The organism is Desulfurispirillum alkaliphilum (assembly GCF_055378285.1).
The window spans coordinates 1,970,303-1,988,274 of record NZ_AP042405.1 but is presented as its reverse complement, the minus strand read 5'-3'; the positions used below and the strand labels follow the sequence as shown (position 1 = coordinate 1,988,274).

At 58.8% G+C, this 17,972-nt stretch carries 15 protein-coding genes and 1 riboswitch; of the genes, 8 read left to right on the top strand and 7 right to left on the bottom strand.

The genetic code is table 11. The annotated features are described in order from the left end of the window. Positions 1-73: 73 nt before the first annotated feature. On the bottom strand, positions 74-892 hold the full coding sequence (gene xthA / locus ACZ46I_RS08950) for an exodeoxyribonuclease III (RefSeq protein WP_464280576.1): 819 nt from the start codon (positions 890-892) through the stop codon (positions 74-76). A 74-nt stretch (positions 893-966) separates the two neighbouring features. Continuing rightward, a complete protein-coding gene (locus ACZ46I_RS08945) occupies positions 967-1,512 on the bottom strand; it encodes a putative metalloprotease CJM1_0395 family protein (RefSeq protein ID WP_464280575.1) in 546 nt (181 codons plus the stop codon). Positions 1,513-1,701: 189 nt separating this feature from the next. On the opposite strand from ACZ46I_RS08945, the gene ACZ46I_RS08940 reads away from it, so the two are divergent. The 3 genes from ACZ46I_RS08940 to ACZ46I_RS08930 all read left to right on the top strand — a co-directional run bounded on the left by ACZ46I_RS08940 (position 1,702) and on the right by ACZ46I_RS08930 (position 4,390). Further along, the gene (locus ACZ46I_RS08940) at positions 1,702-2,469 is read left to right on the top strand and encodes an SDR family oxidoreductase (RefSeq protein WP_464280574.1); all 768 of its coding nucleotides are present in this window, start codon (positions 1,702-1,704) and stop codon (positions 2,467-2,469) included. A gap of 273 nt (positions 2,470-2,742) precedes the next feature. Next, positions 2,743-3,402 carry a hypothetical protein gene (locus ACZ46I_RS08935; RefSeq protein WP_464280573.1) on the top strand — a complete coding sequence of 220 codons (660 nt, stop codon included), beginning with the start codon at positions 2,743-2,745 and terminating at the stop codon, positions 3,400-3,402. A gap of 4 nt (positions 3,403-3,406) precedes the next feature. Next, positions 3,407-4,390, top strand: coding sequence for an META domain-containing protein (locus ACZ46I_RS08930; RefSeq protein ID WP_464280572.1), 984 nt, complete (start codon positions 3,407-3,409; stop codon positions 4,388-4,390). Positions 4,391-4,418: 28 nt separating this feature from the next. Here ACZ46I_RS08930 and ACZ46I_RS08925 read toward each other — a convergent pair whose 3' ends face one another. The 5 genes from ACZ46I_RS08925 to ACZ46I_RS08905 form a co-directional block, all read right to left on the bottom strand. Next, a complete protein-coding gene (locus ACZ46I_RS08925; protein ID WP_464280571.1) occupies positions 4,419-6,008 on the bottom strand; it encodes a c-type heme family protein in 1,590 nt (529 codons plus the stop codon). Positions 6,009-6,284: 276 nt separating this feature from the next. Then, positions 6,285-6,728 carry a MarR family winged helix-turn-helix transcriptional regulator gene (locus tag ACZ46I_RS08920; protein WP_013506284.1) on the bottom strand — a complete coding sequence of 148 codons (444 nt, stop codon included), beginning with the start codon at positions 6,726-6,728 and terminating at the stop codon, positions 6,285-6,287. A gap of 153 nt (positions 6,729-6,881) precedes the next feature. Further along, positions 6,882-8,300, bottom strand: coding sequence for a membrane-bound lytic murein transglycosylase MltF (mltF, locus tag ACZ46I_RS08915; RefSeq protein ID WP_464280570.1), 1,419 nt, complete (start codon positions 8,298-8,300; stop codon positions 6,882-6,884). A 99-nt stretch (positions 8,301-8,399) separates the two neighbouring features. After that, positions 8,400-10,364: a response regulator gene (locus tag ACZ46I_RS08910; protein ID WP_464280569.1), complete on the bottom strand. Its 1,965-nt coding sequence runs from the start codon at positions 10,362-10,364 to the stop codon at positions 8,400-8,402. Between the two features lie 99 nt (positions 10,365-10,463). Next, positions 10,464-13,241, bottom strand: a complete 2,778-nt coding sequence (locus ACZ46I_RS08905; protein ID WP_464280568.1) for a PAS domain S-box protein — start codon at positions 13,239-13,241, stop codon at positions 10,464-10,466. A gap of 514 nt (positions 13,242-13,755) precedes the next feature. On the opposite strand from ACZ46I_RS08905, the gene ACZ46I_RS08900 reads away from it, so the two are divergent. From ACZ46I_RS08900 to ACZ46I_RS08880, 5 genes are all read left to right on the top strand, one after another. After that, on the top strand, positions 13,756-14,244 hold the full coding sequence (locus ACZ46I_RS08900) for a chemotaxis protein CheD (RefSeq protein ID WP_013506288.1): 489 nt from the start codon (positions 13,756-13,758) through the stop codon (positions 14,242-14,244). Positions 14,245-14,322: 78 nt separating this feature from the next. Then, positions 14,323-14,513: riboswitch (cobalamin riboswitch) on the top strand. Positions 14,514-14,763: 250 nt separating this feature from the next. After that, on the top strand, positions 14,764-15,825 hold the full coding sequence (gene cobT / locus ACZ46I_RS08895) for a nicotinate-nucleotide--dimethylbenzimidazole phosphoribosyltransferase (protein ID WP_013506289.1): 1,062 nt from the start codon (positions 14,764-14,766) through the stop codon (positions 15,823-15,825). After that, positions 15,822-16,733, top strand: a complete 912-nt coding sequence (locus ACZ46I_RS08890; RefSeq protein WP_464280567.1) for a sirohydrochlorin cobaltochelatase — start codon at positions 15,822-15,824, stop codon at positions 16,731-16,733. The genes cobT and ACZ46I_RS08890 overlap by 4 nt, the downstream gene beginning before the upstream one ends. Next, entirely contained in the window at positions 16,726-17,445 is a 720-nt protein-coding gene (gene cobA, locus ACZ46I_RS08885) for a uroporphyrinogen-III C-methyltransferase (protein ID WP_464280566.1), read from the top strand. The genes ACZ46I_RS08890 and cobA overlap by 8 nt, the downstream gene beginning before the upstream one ends. Further along, on the top strand, positions 17,446-17,967 hold the full coding sequence (locus tag ACZ46I_RS08880; RefSeq protein ID WP_013506292.1) for a cob(I)yrinic acid a,c-diamide adenosyltransferase: 522 nt from the start codon (positions 17,446-17,448) through the stop codon (positions 17,965-17,967). Positions 17,968-17,972: the final 5 nt, after the last annotated feature.

Sequence of the window (17,972 nt, the reverse complement as noted above, 5' to 3'; positions counted from 1 at the left end):
AGGCTTCTGTAGGCATTTGACTACAGGTAATCGTGGTGTAGCCGCAACACAAAGTCACAGCGCGAAGCGCCAGTCACGAAAGTCGAATTTTCACCCAGATGGGGCAATGATCCGACGGTTTTTCCAGAGCGCGAATCTCGTAATCGATGCCACCATCGAGGAGTTTTTCTTCAAGGGGAGTGGTAACCAGCATGTGATCGATGCGCAGCCCCCGCTTGGGTTCGCGCTCAAACCCACGGCTGCGGTAGTCAAACCAGCTGAGTTCCTGCATGTCGGGAAAGAGCAGCCGATGTGCGTCGCGCAATCCCCAGTCGGTTAAGCTCTGGTACCACAGGCGCTCTTCGGGGAGGAAGCAGCACTTCCCGCTGCGCAGCCAGCGGCGCGCGTTGTCTTCGCCAATACCCACATCGGAATCGGCCGGAGCTATGTTCATGTCCCCCATCAGCAGCAGCTGCTGCACGGGTTGATGGTGCTGCTGCAGATAAGCAGTAAGGTCCGCGTAGAACTTCTCCTTGGCGGGAAATTTCTGGGGGTGGTCGCGACTCTCTCCCTGGGGAAAGTATCCATTGAGCACGGTGATGCGGCTGCCATCGGAAAGTGCATAATCAGCGCCGATAAAGCGGCGCTGGACATCAGGGCCATCGCCGGGAAATGACTTGCGCACACTGAGAGGCTGCGCGCGTGAAAGCAGAGCCACGCCATAGTGCCCTGGTTGCCCGTGAAATTCACTGCAATAGCCAAGTTCCCTGATGGCGTCCACAGGAAAGAGCTCATCGCTGACCTTGGTCTCCTGCAGGCCGATGACATCTGGCTGATACTTCTGGATAATGGCTTCGAGCTGGTGAAAGTGGGCGCGGATTCCATTGATATTGAAACAGATAAAGGTTTGCATAATTCACCATGAAAAAAAATACGCAGGACGGGGCGGGGTGCCTGAGCCAATCGTCCTGCGTTAAGGTAAAAGAATCACGCCAGAATATCAATGTGAAAACCGGAGAAAGCGCCCGCCGGCGCGTCGGTTTCCCTTTCCCTCTCCCGCTCAAGGCGCACAAGCTCCTGACGTGCTTCACGCTCGGCAGCGGAGGCCTGCGCAGCCACCTTCACATCCTGGGGAGATGGTTCCGCCGGGGCCAGAGCAGCCCGTCGCACCACCTCCATCTTGCGGATAGTGGCCTCTGGATCTCCCGCGACCGGCGACGTGTCAATGGACACCTCACCACCCACCGCATAGCGCTGTCCATCGGGGCCAACCACAAAGTCATAGCTGATGCCACTGGTAACATAGGGGCCACCCACGGCCGCGTGAGCCTGCTCGTGGGCCCGGACTTCCTGGTCCCGCTTTCTGAGCTCCTGAACCTGGCGCTCTTCACGGGTATCCAGCTCGTCCGGCTGCTGTTGTCTGCGGCTCTGCGCCTCAACCTGGCCATGGCCTTTGTGAAACTCTGAGCCCTGGGAACGAGAGAAGGAGGAAGACACCATCCACGGGTCTGTACCGATGCTGGATATTTCCATAATCGCCTCCTCCTGGCAACAGGCACCACAGCCGTCCCCTTTTCCCTTCGGCAGGGTGCCGGGCAAACTTGAGAGGCTCGCCTGACCCCCTGACACACCCGTGGAAACTTCCAACACTTTTCCCTTTTCTTTCCCGTCCGGGAAGGCCAATATGGCAGAAAAATCAGCACCTTTTCCCAGGAGGACACCATGAATCCCGTTGCACTGGTTACCGGGGCCGCCCAGTCCATCGGCCGGGTCATTGTCGAACACCTCTGCCGTGAAGGCTGGCACGTGGCAGCTCTGGACGCAGATTCTCCGGCCATAGAGTCGGCCCGCCACACATGGTCAGCGGGCAATGACAGCATCCACTGGATCTGCGCTGATGTCTCCAGAGAGGCGGAAGTGTCGCAGGCTATTGAGGAGGTGCGTGAACGCTGGCAGCGCCTTGATGGCGTCGTCAATAATGCTGCCATCAGCAGCGCGCACTCCGGGCCACCGGAGACACTGCCCCTGGAACAGTGGCAACGCGTGCTTGAGGTCAACCTCACGGGAACCTTTCTGGTCAGCCGATGTGCGCTGCCCCTGTTGCGAAGTTCCAGGGGAGCCGTAGTCAACATTGCCTCTACACGGGCCCTGCAGTCAGAACCCTTCAGCGAAGCCTATGCCGCCAGTAAAGGCGGTGTCCTGAGCCTTACCCACGCGCTGGCGGCTTCAACGGCAGGAGAAGTTCGCGTCAACGCCATCAGCCCCGGCTGGATAGATACCGGCCCCTGGCTGCCGGCGGAGCGCCGGCAGCCCCTGTGGGAAAACCCGTCCGACCACCAGTGGCACTGGTCGGGGAGAATCGGCCTGCCACAGGATATCGCATCCATGACCGCCTATCTCCTGTCATCCGCAGCCCAGTTCATTACTGGACAGAACTTCACCATAGACGGCGGCGTTTCGCGCAGGATGACCTATCCTCCGAGCCCCTGAAGCACAAACGTGCTTTCTCCATGAGACACGCAGTCACGATTTTCAGAGAAGCACGGATAAAACGGCTGCAGTGGACTTCACCCAGGGGAACCCTTCCGGACTTTCATTCGCTGCTGACAGCCATCAGAGTGAAAGCAGTTTCACGCTCTCACTGTTTTGGCAGGAAAATATGCGCTTCAGGATATTGCGCCACAGGGAGGATGAGGCTACAGTGACCTGCGAAGGCAGAGTCACCATCTGACCTTCCGGTACGAGATCAGCCAAGGAGGCACCATGAAACCTTCACGAGCATACCCCATCGCCATGGTGGTTTTCTTCACTCTTTTTCTGAGCGCCTGCGGAACCAAACTTCCGCTCGGCATGGATGAGGCCGAATGGAATACCCTGTCATCACAGCAGCGCCTGGACGCGCGGGCAAAGCAGGCAGAGCTTGACCAGGCCAGGGAGCAGCGGCGCACGGCGGAAGCCCAGCAGCAGGCAGCACAAACCCGGCTGCGGGAACTGGAAGCTGCCCGTCAGCTGGCCGAACTCGAAAAATTCCGCTGCGAAGCCCGCTACGGAGATCGGGTACAGTGTGTCCTCCATGAGGCGCAGATATACCGTTCCCGCCAATGGCAGTCGGTACAGCCCATTGCCCTTGACGTCGTGCGCGGCACTGAGGTTGAAGCTGCGGTTCACCAGCAATCGGAGCGTGCCCTTCGCGCCATCGACTCCGTCTTCGGCACTTTTGACGGTCAGACATTCACCATCTGCCGTGACAGCGTCTCCCGCTCCCCGTCACAGCACAACTGCATCCGTCTTGTCGGTACCTTTGAGGACTTCCGGCGCGGAATCAACCGACCTGTGGAAGCTCCGGAGTTCTTACGGGGAAAACTGCGCTGCTCCCTGGCTCCTGCTGAGGGAATGCCAAGCGAAATCATCATAAGGCGGTGATCCTATGCGTCACAAGATTCTGCGGTTCGTCCCTATACTCATGGCCATTTCCGCGCTTGCCTTCGGCTGCTCGGCACCCCGCGTCATCGAACCCCCCGAAGTACAGGAAGTGCAGCCAGAACCTCCCGTCCATGAGCTGGTTTTCATGCGCTGCGGTACCCTTGACATCCTGATTGAGCCTGTTTCAGCGCACCGGCTGATCCTGAGCACCAACACCCTCACCCTGGAGATGACAGCGGTGCCAAGCGCTTCCGGCGCGAAATACGAGGCTGCCGATGATGGTTTCTCTTCCTTCTGGAGCAAGGGGGAGACGGCCACACTGGTACTGCGCAACCAGGTGTACCCCGAATGCCGCACCACCGAACCCATACACCTGCCCTACCGGGCAACCGGAAACGAACCGGGCTGGCGTCTGGACATAACCGAGCACCAGCTCATCCTCTCATACCACTACGGGGCTGGCCGCCTGAGCGCGCCAAAACCGCCCGCCCAGGTTCAGCGTGGCGCCAACGTGCGTTACGAGGTCACGGAAAAGCCGCACTCCCTGCGCGTCGACATAGAACCGCAGATCTGCACCGACACCATGACGGGCATGCCCTATCCCCACAGGGTATCGCTGGATCTTGACGGCGAAGCGCTGCGCGGCTGCGGTGGCGATCCGCACCATCTCCTGCAGGACAGACAGTGGCGTGTTCGGGAAATTGGAGGCGAAAGCGTGCCTGAGAATCTCCAGGTGACCCTTGCCTTCGGACCTGAGCGCAGACTGCAGGGCAGGGCTCCCTGCAACCGCTTTGCCGGCACCTACCATCTCAGTGCCGAGGGCCTGCTGATCCAGCAGGTCGCCGCGACAAAGGTCGCCTGTCCACCAGCCACCATGCAGCTGGAGCAGCTCTTCTTCTCTTTGCTGGAAGGAGTCTCCCGCTTTGAAATGGGCAGTGACGCACGGTTGACACTGCACTCCGCCCAGGGGAGCATCATAGCCGACTAACCGGTACGGTCTCTCACAAACCGTGTTTTCAGGAGCCCGCTCCCCACACCTGCACGTGTTTCAGGGTAAAATGGAAGCAGGCTCCCTGATCGCTGTTCTCAACACCCATATCACCACTGTACCGGTCTTCAACAATCCGCCGGCACAGATACAATCCCATCCCTTTATGGCGGGACTTGAAAGCAGTGGTGACATACGGCTCAAATATGCGGGGCAGCAGTTCGTTGTCTATACCCCCAGCGTTATCAGCCACGCTGACGCTCAGGTTGCCGGAAGCAGGGTCGAGCTCGGCCCGCACCAGCACATGCACCTCACTCAAACCACGCTGCTGCATGGCATCCAGAATATTTCGGAAGAGGACGATGAAGATTTCCACCACATCCTTGCGGTACACATTGACATGCAGGTCGGGATCAATGTGACAACGCAGCTCCGGCAACGGCGCGCGCCCTGAAGAGGCCAGCTTGAATGCCTGCTCACACAGGGAGCGCAGTCCATAGTCCTCCCGTGAGCTTTGCTGCGATCCATAGAAGTCCGTAAACTGGGTAATGGTCTCGGAAAGACGGAATATCTCCGCAAGAGCCTGTTCAATGCGCTCTGACATGACTTCCTTCGTCAGTAAACCCATCTGCTCCAGCTCTTCCAGCTCCTGCATGCACATTGCCGCCACATTCAACGGCTGCCGCCAGTGGTGCGCCAGGTCAACCAGCAGGCGATTCATGGCCTGCTGACGGTTCTGATCGGCAATGACCTGCTCCTGCTGACGAGTCGTCTGGACCGCCTCACTGATGATGCTGGCCTGTCGCTCCAGAGTATCGTGGAGTTTCTCGCGCTGTTCATGGTTGCGCTCAATCCAGCGCACCAGCATCTGAAAGGCAACGAAGAGCCCCACAAGGCCAACCAGAAATATGAGCCCATGGGTCAGGATCAGGTAGGTAATGGTATTGCTTTCCAGCGCATAGTAAGGCGCCAGCGGCACCGAGATACTGACGCCACCGCGCACCTGACCAACAACATAACCCTGATGCGCGTGACACTTCAGGCACCCCTCCACCGTCATCATGGGCCGCATCAGGCGAAAATACGCCTCGCCTTCAATGGTGCTGAATTCAAAAGACTCCCGCGAGCCTGCTTCAAAGCTCAGCAACGCACTGCGCTCCCACTCATCGGGAGTGTTGGAAGGCCGCAGGGGATCAAGACTGGTGATGCGCCCTTTGATGCCATAGAGCTCGCTGAACTCATCGACAACCTGGCGCAGCATATAGGCCGGATTCATCAGGGTAAGGGGCTGACCGGATGGCGTTGCGATGTCCCTCTCGGGAATATGGTACAGATAGGGATTCGGTGGCGTGCGTTCATTGGAGGGAACATAGATACCGCCATGCTCCGTGGCCCAGGCGCGAAACGCCTGATCCTTATTGAAGTTGGCAATGGCGGTATTTTTCACCAGTTTATGGGTAATGGAGCGCATGTGGTGGAGGTTCCAGGCCAGGGAACTGGAGATAAGCACAAGCCACACCAGCAGACCCGACAAGGCGATGCGGCGCACCAGCGCCATATCCTGGGTGAGCGTGCGCCTGTCGTTTTCTGTCCGGGATCCATTGCGCTCACCGCTCATAAACACACCCGCACTCCGTGGGATAGAGCAGGCTGCTGATTGTTTTGCGGCATTTCAGCGGGCTGATAGAGAACATCATGCGCAAACCACACCTCCTCCCTGCCGGCAACTGGGGAAGCGCAGGAAGGTATCAGATCAAACAGTAGAGACCACTTCAAATTTCTTACCACTGCAGCTTAACAGCTCGTGAGCCATACTTCAAATCAACAGTGCATCGCAACCGGGAACAGCCATATGGAAGACCAAACTGACAGGCGTTCATGGCCCGCGAAGAACTCAGTCGGTCTCCCCCTGTCTGACCAGCGCCACCAGGACATTCAGGTTCGTAATATACTGCTTCAGTTTCTCTTCGCTTTCCGGATTGAAGATGTTTCCGATAATTTTGCGATACGACTTCTCCAGCCTGGCATATTCCGTCTGACCCTTCTCCGTGAGGGCGACATACTGGGCCCGTGAGTCTTTCGCGTCCTGGGTACGACTCACCAGTCCCGCCCGCTCCAGCCGATTGACGACACCCGTCAGGGTCCCTTTGGTGATCAGGGTTATCTCACTGACATCCTTGTGCTTCATGGGGCCTTTTTCATCAAGGGCCTTGAGGACCTTGTACTGCGAAGGGGTCACGCCCAGCTTGCTGGTTCTTGAGTCCACGGCGTGCTTGTACGCCTTTTCAAATTCAGTAATCTTCATTATCAGCTTGTTAATGGTATCTCGTTTTGACATGGTACTTCTCCCTGTAAATAGTGCTCACTTCATCCTCGGGGAAAATCCTCCCCATGACTGCCATGCAGCCTGATCATAAGAGAAGTTACCATGCCAATGTCACCCGAAAGTCACAGGAGGAGAATTAATTGTGAATCTTCGCGCTTTGACATTTCAGGGTTCAGTTGCTGTGTTTTCCAGCAGCAACTCCATTTCGTTCAGGTGTCGCACCAGTATGGAGTAGTAGTTGCGAATGCGCTCCACATAGATTACGGGCTCGCTGCCCCTGGCGCGACCAAAGGAGAGGTTTTCGTAGTACTGGGGATGAGAGAGTTTCGGCAGCACGTCCCTGAGCCCGGCCCAGGTGTCAGGATCGTACCCCAGCTCACCGGCCAGGGTTCGGGCATCATAGACATGCCCCATGCCAACATTATACGCCGCCATGGCTATCCAGGTTCGGTCAGGTTCACGGATACTTTCGGGCAGGCGGCTGCGCAGGCTGGCCACATAACGGGCACCGCCGTCAATGCTCTGGGCCGCATTCAGACGGCTGGATATTCCCAGGTCGCTGGCCGTACGCAGGGTCAGCATCATTATTCCCCGCACCCCGGTGGGGCTGCGGGCAGCCGGATTCCAGTGGGATTCCTGATACGCCTGGGCGGCCAGCAGGCGCCAGTCAATGCCATAGGCCTCACCGGCGCGCTCAAACATGGCGCGAAAGCGTGGCAGCCGTTCTTCTATACTGTGAAGGAAACGCCGCGTGTCGACGTAATCAAAATTTTCCACAGGAGCATAGTGCCGCGCAATAATTGCCTGCAGGCGCGAAGAGAGCACCATTTCTCCGTGCCAGGCGGACAGGGCTTCCACCAGATCACCGGAGCCACGGGGCAGCAGCCAGACCCGGTCAAAGGCCAGAGGCAGGGTGAACTCCACAGTCAGCTCCGGAAAAAAGCGGCGATTCATGGCCACCACATGGGACTGGGCAATAGTGCAGTCGGCTTCCTGCTCCCAGATCCGTCGCAAGTGGACTTCTTCGCTGGAAAACGGTTCAATGGTCCAGCGCGGAGTCGGCACATGGGACTTGCGCAGTTCGCCGAGGAGAAACTTATAGGAGGTGTGGCTGCTGAGCAGCAAGGACGTGCCCAGCAAGTCTTCGTGAGACATGGCCCTCGTGCCGCCACGGCGGCAGACGACCTGCTTGTGCACTTCATAGAAGGGGGGGCTGAAGTCAAAGCGACCTTCCCAGCGTGGGGTACGGGTAAAACCCGCTGCGGCCAGGTGGCCCTCCCCGGCCTCAAGGGCCGCGACAATCTCGTCCACAGAGCCTCGCTGATCAAAGCGCACCGGTATGCCGAGAAAGCTGGCGAACTCACGGGCCAGGTCGTATTCAATGAGATCGGGTTCCTCAAAGGCGTACTGAACCACGGGCTGCAGGGTCAGAATCACCAGCTCGCCCTGTTCCCTGATCAGCTCAAGCTGGCTGGGCCCCTGGCTGAGCCATTCCGTAAAGCGGATGACGCCGCCAGCGAACAGAAGTGTTATCAGAAGGGCAAACAGGAGAAGCTCATTACGGATGGAGCCAGGCGCAGTCATGGGAATCCCTCTTTTGTCACGTTCTGGCCATCTTACATTTCACCGTGACCATCGTCCACCGTGAATACACCCAGATGCCACAGACTCTCTGAAAAGGGCCTACAGCAGTGCTTCATTCGCCTCCTGGATAATTTCGATCTGCCGCCTCGCGATATACTCCTTCAGAGACTCCTGATTCTGACGATCGCACTGAAGCAGCAAGGCCACAATGCTCATGCGCCCAATACCCTCAACCCGCTGCAAGGTTCCCCGGGCCTGGATGGTTTCATATCCGGCCGCCCGGGCTCCGGTCACCAGGGTCACTTCCACTTCCATGCCTTCACGCAGCCAGTCCGCCGCCATGGTATGGAAGGTGGCGGACTGCAGTGACAAGTCGAACAGGCGCTCCTGCAGGACATTCCCTTCCGACGCCACGATAATTTTCACGGTGTCAGGTACCTGCAGTCGGACATAGCGGCGCTGCCGGGTACGATTTTCCTTGAAGGAAAACTCCTTGAGGGTGACCCGCATCTGATCTTTATCGAAACTTCTCAACCGTGCCAGAACAGATTGCCCCAGCAGTTCGCTCTCAAGGTAGACTTTCTTCTCCAGCAGCAACGTGTAAAACTGTTTGCGGGGCAGTATCAGATCCACGCTGTCCACCCCCAGGCCAGCGATGGAAACACTGGCCTGGACGCACATTCCCTTGAGGCAATTACTCAGATGCACCTGCTGCCGACGCTGGTGCACCTCGCGAAAACGCGCGAGGATCGACTCACTTTCGCGGATCGCCTCCAGATCCGAGCTCACCACCTCCATGCTGCGGGCATCGATAATCAGGTTCCGCCCCAGGGTCTGGCCATGGCGTAACGCCTCCAGGGCACTGCGGGCAAACGCCATCTCATCTTCACCCTCCACGGCCTCGGCGATACTGAAACTGCAGGTAATACTGCCCACAAAGGGGAATTCGTGCTGCGCCACGATGCCACGCAAGCGGTGCACGAGATTCTGAATAACGACGTGGTCACTGTTGGGAGCGATGATCATCAGCTCCTCATCGTCCCAACGCCCCAGAATATCAAAATTGCGGATATTTTCCTTCAGCAGGGTGGCCAGACTCAGCAGCACTTCATCGGAACACTCCTGTCCCAGGGAAACATCAATATCATCACGATAGTCCACCGCCAGCATCACCACCGACAGCGGCGAACGGTAACGCCGGGCATACTGAATCTCGCGGTTGAGCAGAAACGAACACTTGGCGCGGTTGTGCAGGCCCGTCAGCGGGTCGACGGTCGCCAGTTTTTCCAGCTCCTGCTGCTGGTGCTCCAGGTCTGTCATATCGGTCAGCGTGATAATGGAAATATTCTCCCCCATGGGGAACTTTTTGACCCGCATGACAAAGTACCGCCCCTGATGGGTACGGCTGTCCAGCATCTTGATCTTGCACGAACCATGGGCTTCCTGGTGCCAGTTCTCGGTCCGCGGAAAAAAGCACCCGTCCTCATCCAGGAAAAACGGGCGGATACAGCTGTAATTCTGCGCCATCACCTGCAGGCTGGAGCACTGGAAGTAGTCCAGGGCTGCGCGATTGGCACCGATAATGCTGCTGCGATCCGCCACCACGATCAGGCTGTCCTGACTGTCGAGAATCTTCTGAATCAGCCGGATCTGCTGATGTTCCTTCTCGCGCAACAGCACATCGCGCATGGTGCGCCCGATACTCTCCAGCAACTTCTCGCGGCTGATGGGCTTCAGGACAAACTGGCTGACGCCGATATCAATCGCCTGAATCATCAGGTCCGTCTCACTGTGGGCCGTGGTGAGAATAATATGGGCGTCGGGCTGAAGCCTGCGGATCTCGCGGCTCATCTGCAGGCCATCCATAACTGGCATCCGCACATCGCTGATCACCATGTGCGGCTTGTGTTCCCGGAATAATTTCAGACCTGCCCGCCCATCTTCCGCCACATAGACTTTCTTGAAGCGTCGCTGCAGAAACTTGGCAATATTCTCGCGTACGCCTGGCTCATCCTCCACATAGAGTACCGTCAGCCGGGCAAGCCATTTTTCACTGTTATCCATGGAAAATCCTCCGGTTGATGGGGTGAATCAACCTGCCTCGGTGTACACACCCGAAGCAGAGCACAGGTCCGTGCGACTGTCCTGCGATAGCTGGCGGGCTCATTTGCGCAGGGTGATCATGAACATGGCACCCTCCCGGGTATTCGCCACACTCAGTGTCCCGCCCATATTTTTTTCGATGATTTCCTTGGCCATATAGAGGCCGATTCCGGTGCCATGTCCAGGGCCCTTGGTGCTGAAGTACGGCTCAAAAACCCGGTCGATGGGGTCCGTGGAAATACCGCCCGCATTGTCTTCGATACTCAGCATACACTCGGCATCCCGTCCCTCAATCCTCACGCGGATGGCGGGATGCGCAACGTGCCTTTCAACCAGCACATCCCTGGCATTATTGATGATATTGATCAGCACCTGGGCGTACTCATTGGGATATCCGGAAACCCGGCCATGCTGACAGGGGAGGTGCTCAATGCTGACCGTTATGCCATGACTTTTCAGGCTGGCATCGATCAAAGCCAGGGAGCGCTTCAGCACCCCTTCGGGGCAGAAGGGCACCTTCTCGCGGTCGGGCTTGAAGAAGTTGCGGAAGTCGTCGATGGTGCGTGACATGTAATCGATGGCCTCCATGGACTTGCTCACCATGCTGTCAAAATACGCATCGGTGAGTTCGCCGAATTCGCGGGCGTCCTGAATCTCCTCCAGGGTGGTGGACAGCGAGGTGAGGGGCTGGCGCCACTGGTGGGCAATATTGCCGATCATCTCGCCCATGGCAGCCTGACGTGACTGGATCAGCAGCAGCTTGTCCTTTTCCCGCAGCCGTTCCTCGGCGCGGAAGCGCTCGCTGATGTCATAACAGGTGCCGATAAACCCAGCGAAAACATCATCAAGGTCGTAGATGGGCCGTCCAACGTCGAGAATTTCCCGGTATTCGCCGCTGTGGTGGCGCAGCCGGTATTCCAGTTCAAAGTTTTCCCGGGCATGGAAGGCCTTCCAGAAAGCCTCGGTGTAGCGGTCGTAGTCATCGGGGTGAATGAGCTGATTGATGTTGCCCTCAAAGGGAGTGCTGACATCGGTGGGAATAAACGCCAGCCAGGTGCTGTTGAAGTAGTCGTAGTGGCCCGCAGGCCCAGTACGCCAGACCATGGTGGGAAAGTTGTCCAGCAGCGAGAGGAAAAAGCTGTGGGAGCGTCTGATGCCGTCCTCGTTGCGCTTGCGGGCGGTGATATCACGACACACCGCCAGCACCGTATCAAAGCACAGGGCCGTCTCAGAATCGAAGACGATGTCACACTCCAGATCGATTTCCGGCGTAATCTGGCACTCAAAGTACTGCAGCTCCACCATACCCATATAGCTGAACTCAATGACTTTGGGGATGCCACTGGTAAAAACATCCTCAATGGAAAGACGCAGCAGCTTCTCGATATCATCGGCGAAGCTGATCTGCTGCAGGGTCTTTCCGCTGAAATCCTCTCGGGCAAAACCCGTTGTCATTTCAAAGGCGATATTGGCAAAGAGAATACGCCCGTCGCGGTCAAAGCGGAGAACCAGGTCCTGGGTGTTTTCCACCAGCGCGCGGAACTGCTTTTCCTGCAGAGCCAGCAGGTGGCGGGACTGCTCCTGAGTGGTGACATCGCGAACCACCGCCAGATAGCCGCAGCTGCCACTGGCACTGCCGCGCATCTGGCTTACCAGCGCCAGGTAGTGGCGTTTCTGACCATGGAGGTCAAGGCTGTAGGAAAACTGACTGGGAAGGCCGGTGGCATTGACCTCATCCAGGGCCTGCTCCAGCTTGCAGGATACTGCCGCTGGGAGAACCGACTGAAAGTGTTTCCCCAGGAACTTTTTCGGCGAGCTGAGCAACGACTCGGGATCGGGAGCATGAAAGCTGCGGATGTGTCCATCCTGGTCAAAGACAAAGAGAATATCCTGCATGGATGCCACCAGCGAGGAGAGTTCCGTCTCCCGCTCCTGCAGGTTGCTCTCCGCCCGCTTCCGCAGTTTGCGAAAATGCATCAGCAGGTTAATGATAACAAACTGGCCGACGACCAGAACGCCAAGGACGATGATAAACAGCGTCGCCTGGTGCTGCTGACGATCCAGGGTCCGGGTGTGTTCCGTGATATCGTTGATCACGCCGGTGAGCACGTTGGTAAAGGGATCATAACTGGCAAAGATACGCACGAAAGCGCTTTTGCCATCAGCCCGGGTAATTTGCAGCGTCTGTTCACTGCGCATACCAAATTCCAGCAGGTTCTGGTGAAAGTGGTCCAGGGTGATGCGATCCTCGGGCACCACCATGGCGTGAAATTCGTCATAGGAGATCTGCTTGTCCCCAATGCCCAGTATGGCCGCCGCCCCCTCGGTGAGGAAAATCCGCATGGAGTTTCGATCCAGTGTCCAGTGCCCGAATCCCGCAATCTGCTCGGCAAAGCGATCCTGGGTGTAGACTCGATCCAGCAGGTAGATCAGGTCACTGCCAGCGGAGAGATCCCTGACCGTCGAAAGCCGAACCTTTCGGCCCTGTCGCTCAAACAGCCAGGTAAAAACCTCCACCTGCCGGATTTCCCCCGAAGCCAGGCGGTGCTGAAAGTGCGCGTACTGCGTAGGCGCTTCACGATGCAGCTGCAGTGCCCGCTGCGCCGAGGCATCGGGCAGAATATTGATCTGTCCCATGTGCATCCGGCGCAGGGTATCAATATCATAACCGTAGAAATCCACAGCCGCCTGATTGGCATCCAGAATAGTGCGCGTCTGTTCATCAATCAGCAGCATGGCAGAGCCATGGTCGCGGAAGGCACCATAGGAGAAAATGGCCTCAGCAGAAGCCACCGACACGGACATGCAGAGCACGATACAGATCACAGGTATACGCATGTTCCTCTCACCACTTTCATTTTCAGTGAGCCCGAACCTGTGTTGTACCTGTTCCGAGAAAGTCTCTGCAATATCTTTTTATCAACTTATTCCATGGCAAATTATCCATTCTTTACCCATGCTTCCAGTAGGAATGCAGAATATATTCAGCGTACCGTTTTCCAGGCCATTCAGGCATGCAGCCATTTTTTTATTTTCCCCGTGCCATTCCCCGCCTGGTGTGCGAGAATTCCCGGAACTCCTCACGATGGCAACAGCTTGCTGAAATACTTAAAAATACGCAGGCAATTGAAAAATGCTCAGGGGCAAGGCGCTCGCGGAGCGTGGAATGAAGCGTACTTCCCGTACGTTGCAATGACGCGCGACGGCGGGCAACACCGCAGATGAGGGTTTTTCAGCAGCCTGCTGAACCTTTTCCCGCCATTCCGGGAGCACACCAAGTGGCCGGGGAAGTTCATGGATACGCTTACGAATGGCATCACACCTCCAACACGCAAGAGTACCGGAAAGCACCATGCGGAAACTGAGCCAAGCCATCTGCCTCAAACCAGCCGAGGCCCTTATCGGTGAACATCCTCAGACCATCTACACCATCCTTGGCTCCTGCGTCTGCGTGATCATGCACAGCCCGCGCCTGAAGATCACCGGCATCACCCATGCCCTGATGCCCTCCATCGGCCAGGCCAGCACCACCACTCCCCTGAAGTACGCCGATGGCTGTGTGCGCTTTCTCCATGACGCCTTCCGCTCCCGTGGCGTCAAACCCCACGAACTCACCGTCAGCGTCTTTGGCGGCAGCCGCATGGCAAACCAGCCAAGGCGTCACGCCTGGATAAGCGTCGGAGAGCTCAATGTGGAAGTTACCCTCACCCTGCTGCGCGAACTTGGCTACCCCATCAGCCACCAGGAAACCGGAGGCATCAATGGCCGTAAAGTCTTCATCAACTGCGCCAGCGGAGAGGTTCTGCTCAAACGCCTGCCCACGCTTCCCGAGTGCCTGTGACAGGAGAGTTGCCGATGCAGACACTTTTCTTCCGCCCCCACTGAATGGCTTTGACAGTAACGCCCGCTTTCGGTAAAAGAAACAGCAACAGATTCCGGTGTCTGGCACTGCCCGTGTCAGATGAAAAGGGAAGCGGGGTGCAACTCCCCCACGGACCCGCCACTGTGAGCGACGACGACGGATCACTTTGCCACTGGCCTCTCAGGTTGGGAAGGCGATCGGGAGGATGAATCGCAAGTCAGGAGACCTGCCGGAATCACACAGGCTGCACGGCAGACCTGTGTACTCAACCCTTCCCGGGTATGGAAGGTGGGTGCCGGTTCGGACATTTTCGGGTTTTGCTCGCAACGTGTACCTCCTGTGTTCCCCTGCTTGCCCGGGATACAACGCAGGAGGCTTTTTCATGCCAGCTTTTTTTGCTTGTATCCCGCTGTCAGCCTTGCCATGGCAGCGGATGTTTCCCTCGAATTCCCCTGGTGCCACCCGAACCGCCCCGGACACCACGGGAGGCAACCCGTGCTGAAGCCCATCATCGACACCATCACCGCCCCCAGCGCTGAAATCCGCGCTGCCGCCCAGGCCCGCATCGACAGCCTGGCCAAACCCCTGGGCAGCCTGGGCAGGCTGGAATCCATCGCCGCCCAGGTGGCCGCCATCAGTGGCACCATCACCCCCGCCCCCCGCAGAAAGTGCACCATCGTCATGTCCGCTGACCACGGCATCGTGGAAGAGGGCATCGCCTGCGCTCCCCAGGAAGTCACCGCCATTCAGACCATCAACATGCTCAAAAACCTGACGGGCATCTGCGTGCTCAGTAACGCCAATGGAGCCGATGTGCGCGTGGTGGATATCGGCATCAAACCAAACATATCCCACCCCGGCCTGATTGCGCGCAAAGTGCGCCCCGGCACCGCCAACTTCGCCAAAGAAGCGGCCATGGAGCGCCACGAGGCCGAACAGGCCGTCCTCACCGGCATCCAGGTGGTTCAGGAACTGGCACACGAAGGCTATAACCTGATCGGCACTGGCGAAATGGGCATCGGCAACACCAGCTGCAGCAGCGCCATCTTCATGGCCCTGACCGGAGCCAGCGCCGACGAGGCCGTGGGCAAAGGGGGCGGTATCACCGACGAAGCGCTGGCCCGCAAAAAACAGGTCATCAGCGCCGCCCTGGCCCTGCACCAGCCGGACCCCGCCGACCCCCTGGATGTACTGTCCAAAGTGGGCGGACTGGACGTGGCGGGCATGGTGGGCTGCTTTCTGGGCGCTGCCCACAGTAAAGTCCCCGTGGTGATCGACGGCTTTATCTCCGCCGCCGCCGCCCTGGTGGCCTGCCGCCTCAATCCGCTGGTGCGGGAGTACCTGATCCCCTCCCACCGCTCGGCGGAGCCCGGCTACGTCCGCATTATGGCGGAACTGCAGCTGGAGCCCCTGCTGCACCTGGACATGCGCCTCGGCGAAGGCACCGGCTGCCCCCTGGCCTTCGGCATTGTGGATGCGGCCCTCAGTATGCTGAGCACCATGGCCACCTTCGATGAAGCCATGATCAACCGCGACTACCTGGTGGATATACGACCATGAAACACCCCGAATCCGTTCCCCAAAACGCCATTGTTCTGGCGGCCTTCGGCACCACCTACCCCGCCACCCTGGAACCCATCCTGGCCATGCTGCTGGACATCGAGCAGCGCTATCCCGGCATCCCCGTCCGCCTGGCCTTCACCTCCAACTTCATCCGCCGCAAGTGGCATGAGCGCGCCGCCGACGCGGCATATCGCCGTGACCACCCGAACATTCCCCAGCAGATCTTTGCCGTCAAAAACGTGCTGGGCGCCATGGCCGATCTGCAGCATGAAGGCTGCCGCAACATCGTGGTGCAGCCCGTGCTGATCGTCGATGGCGAGGAATACCGCGACCTGGCGGCCTGCGTGGAAGCCCTGGGCGCCATCAGGGCCCATAAACCCCACCTGCAGCCCTTCGCCAAAGTCGCCATCGGCAAGCCCCTGCTGGGTTCCTTTCACCACCGTGAGCAGCTTGACGCCCTGGTAGCGGCCCTCAAACCCGATATCGACGCCGCCCGCGCCGCCGGAGCCGCCCTGGTCTACATGGGCCACGGCAACGAACACATGGCCCAGGGCGCCTACTACGAGCTGGAAATTCTGCTGCGCCGCCAGTATGGCATCCCCGTCTGCATTGGCCTGGTGGAAGGCCTGCCCGACTTTGAAACCGTACAGGAAAAGCTGGTCGCCGCCGGAACGCGCTCCGTGCTCCTGAAACCCCTGATGTACGTTGCCGGAGACCACGCCCGCAACGACATGGCCGGCGACGAAGAGGACTCGTGGCTCACCATGCTGCAGGGCGACGGCTATACCGTGACTCCGGTGCTGGAGGGCCTGGGACAGAACCCCGCCGTGCGCCGCATCTTCCTGGATTGCCTGGAGCAGGCCGCGCAGGAAGCCGGAATCGCACTGGAGGGCACCCATGGGTGAACTCATCATCGTGGGCGCCGGTCTGGGCGGCCAGTCCATAACCCTTGCCGGCATCGAGGCCATTCGCAACGCCGAAGTGGTCCTCTACGACCGGCTTATCCATCCCGACATCCAGCAGTACATCGCCTGCGAAGGCCGGGATGTGGGCAAGCGGCCCTACCACGCCCACTGCATGACCCAGGCCCAGATCAACGCCATGATCGTGGATGAACTGCAGCAGGGAAAACGCGTCGTGCGCCTCAAGGGCGGCGACACCTCCGTCTTCGCCCGCACCATCGAAGAGGTGGAAGCCGCCCGCGCCGTGGGTGCCCGCATCACCATCATTCCCGGCGTCACCTCGGCCTCATCCCTGGCCGCCAGAGTGCAGAGCGCCCTGACCGACCGGCGCAGCGTGCCGGGAGTGGTCTTCATCACCGGTCACACCAAGGCCGACACCCTGGAAACCAGCTACCGCTGGGACGCCCTGTGCGCCCTGGGCTTTACCATTGTCGTCTACATGGGCGTCAAAAACATGCCCACCATCCGCCAGCAGCTGCTGGCACACGGCATGGCCCCCTCCACGCCCATCCTGATCGGCCAGAGCCTGGAAACCGCACAGGAACGCATCTTCACCACCACCCTGGACGACGTGCTCACCTGCATCGACAGCCAGCGCATCAGCCACCCGGCCACCATCATTATCGGTGATGTGGCCATGTTTTCGGCACTCTAGATGCTCCCCCAGGGGTACGTGCAGATCTATACCGGCAACGGCAAGGGCAAAACCACCGCCGCCCTCGGCCTGGCGCTGCGCTGCGCCGGGGCCGGAGGCAGGGTCTTCTTCTGCCAGTTCCTCAAGAAGGGCGATTCATCGGAGTGGGCCGCCCTGCAGCAGCTGCAGCAGCGCATCACCCACCGCGCCTTTGGCAGCGGGAAGTTCATCCGTGGGGAACCTGCGGAAGAAGATCGCCAGCTGGCACGCGCTGGCCTGGAGGAAGCCCGCCGCGCCCTGCAGTCGGCAACCTATGATCTGGTCGTCCTCGATGAACTCATCGCCGCCCTCAACAGGCAGCTGGTGAGCCGCGCGGAGATACAGGAGCTGCTGGCTCTGCGGCCAGCGCACACCGAGCTGGTGCTGACCGGCCGCAATGCCCCGGACTTTCTGCTGCAGCAGGCCGATCTGGTGAGCGAAATGCGCGAAGTGAAGCACTACTTTCAGCAGGGCGTGGCAGCGCGCAGGGGAATGGAAAAGTAAGGACA

Bases quoted from the DNA above. Each gene is read 5' to 3' on its own strand.
- xthA (WP_464280576.1), bottom strand. From the start codon at position 892: ATGCAAACCTTTATCTGTTTCAATATCAATGGAATCCGCGCCCACTTT.
- ACZ46I_RS08880 (WP_013506292.1), top strand. From the start codon at position 17,446: ATGCTCCCCCAGGGGTACGTGCAGATCTATACCGGCAACGGCAAGGGC.
- ACZ46I_RS08890 (WP_464280567.1), top strand. From the start codon at position 15,822: ATGAAACACCCCGAATCCGTTCCCCAAAACGCCATTGTTCTGGCGGCC.
- mltF (WP_464280570.1), bottom strand. From the start codon at position 8,300: ATGACTGCGCCTGGCTCCATCCGTAATGAGCTTCTCCTGTTTGCCCTT.
- ACZ46I_RS08935 (WP_464280573.1), top strand. From the start codon at position 2,743: ATGAAACCTTCACGAGCATACCCCATCGCCATGGTGGTTTTCTTCACT.
- ACZ46I_RS08945 (WP_464280575.1), bottom strand. From the start codon at position 1,512: ATGGAAATATCCAGCATCGGTACAGACCCGTGGATGGTGTCTTCCTCC.
- cobA (WP_464280566.1), top strand. From the start codon at position 16,726: ATGGGTGAACTCATCATCGTGGGCGCCGGTCTGGGCGGCCAGTCCATA.
- ACZ46I_RS08930 (WP_464280572.1), top strand. From the start codon at position 3,407: ATGCGTCACAAGATTCTGCGGTTCGTCCCTATACTCATGGCCATTTCC.
- ACZ46I_RS08920 (WP_013506284.1), bottom strand. From the start codon at position 6,728: ATGTCAAAACGAGATACCATTAACAAGCTGATAATGAAGATTACTGAA.
- ACZ46I_RS08925 (WP_464280571.1), bottom strand. From the start codon at position 6,008: ATGAGCGGTGAGCGCAATGGATCCCGGACAGAAAACGACAGGCGCACG.
- ACZ46I_RS08910 (WP_464280569.1), bottom strand. From the start codon at position 10,364: ATGGATAACAGTGAAAAATGGCTTGCCCGGCTGACGGTACTCTATGTG.
- ACZ46I_RS08905 (WP_464280568.1), bottom strand. From the start codon at position 13,241: ATGCGTATACCTGTGATCTGTATCGTGCTCTGCATGTCCGTGTCGGTG.
- ACZ46I_RS08900 (WP_013506288.1), top strand. From the start codon at position 13,756: ATGCGGAAACTGAGCCAAGCCATCTGCCTCAAACCAGCCGAGGCCCTT.
- ACZ46I_RS08940 (WP_464280574.1), top strand. From the start codon at position 1,702: ATGAATCCCGTTGCACTGGTTACCGGGGCCGCCCAGTCCATCGGCCGG.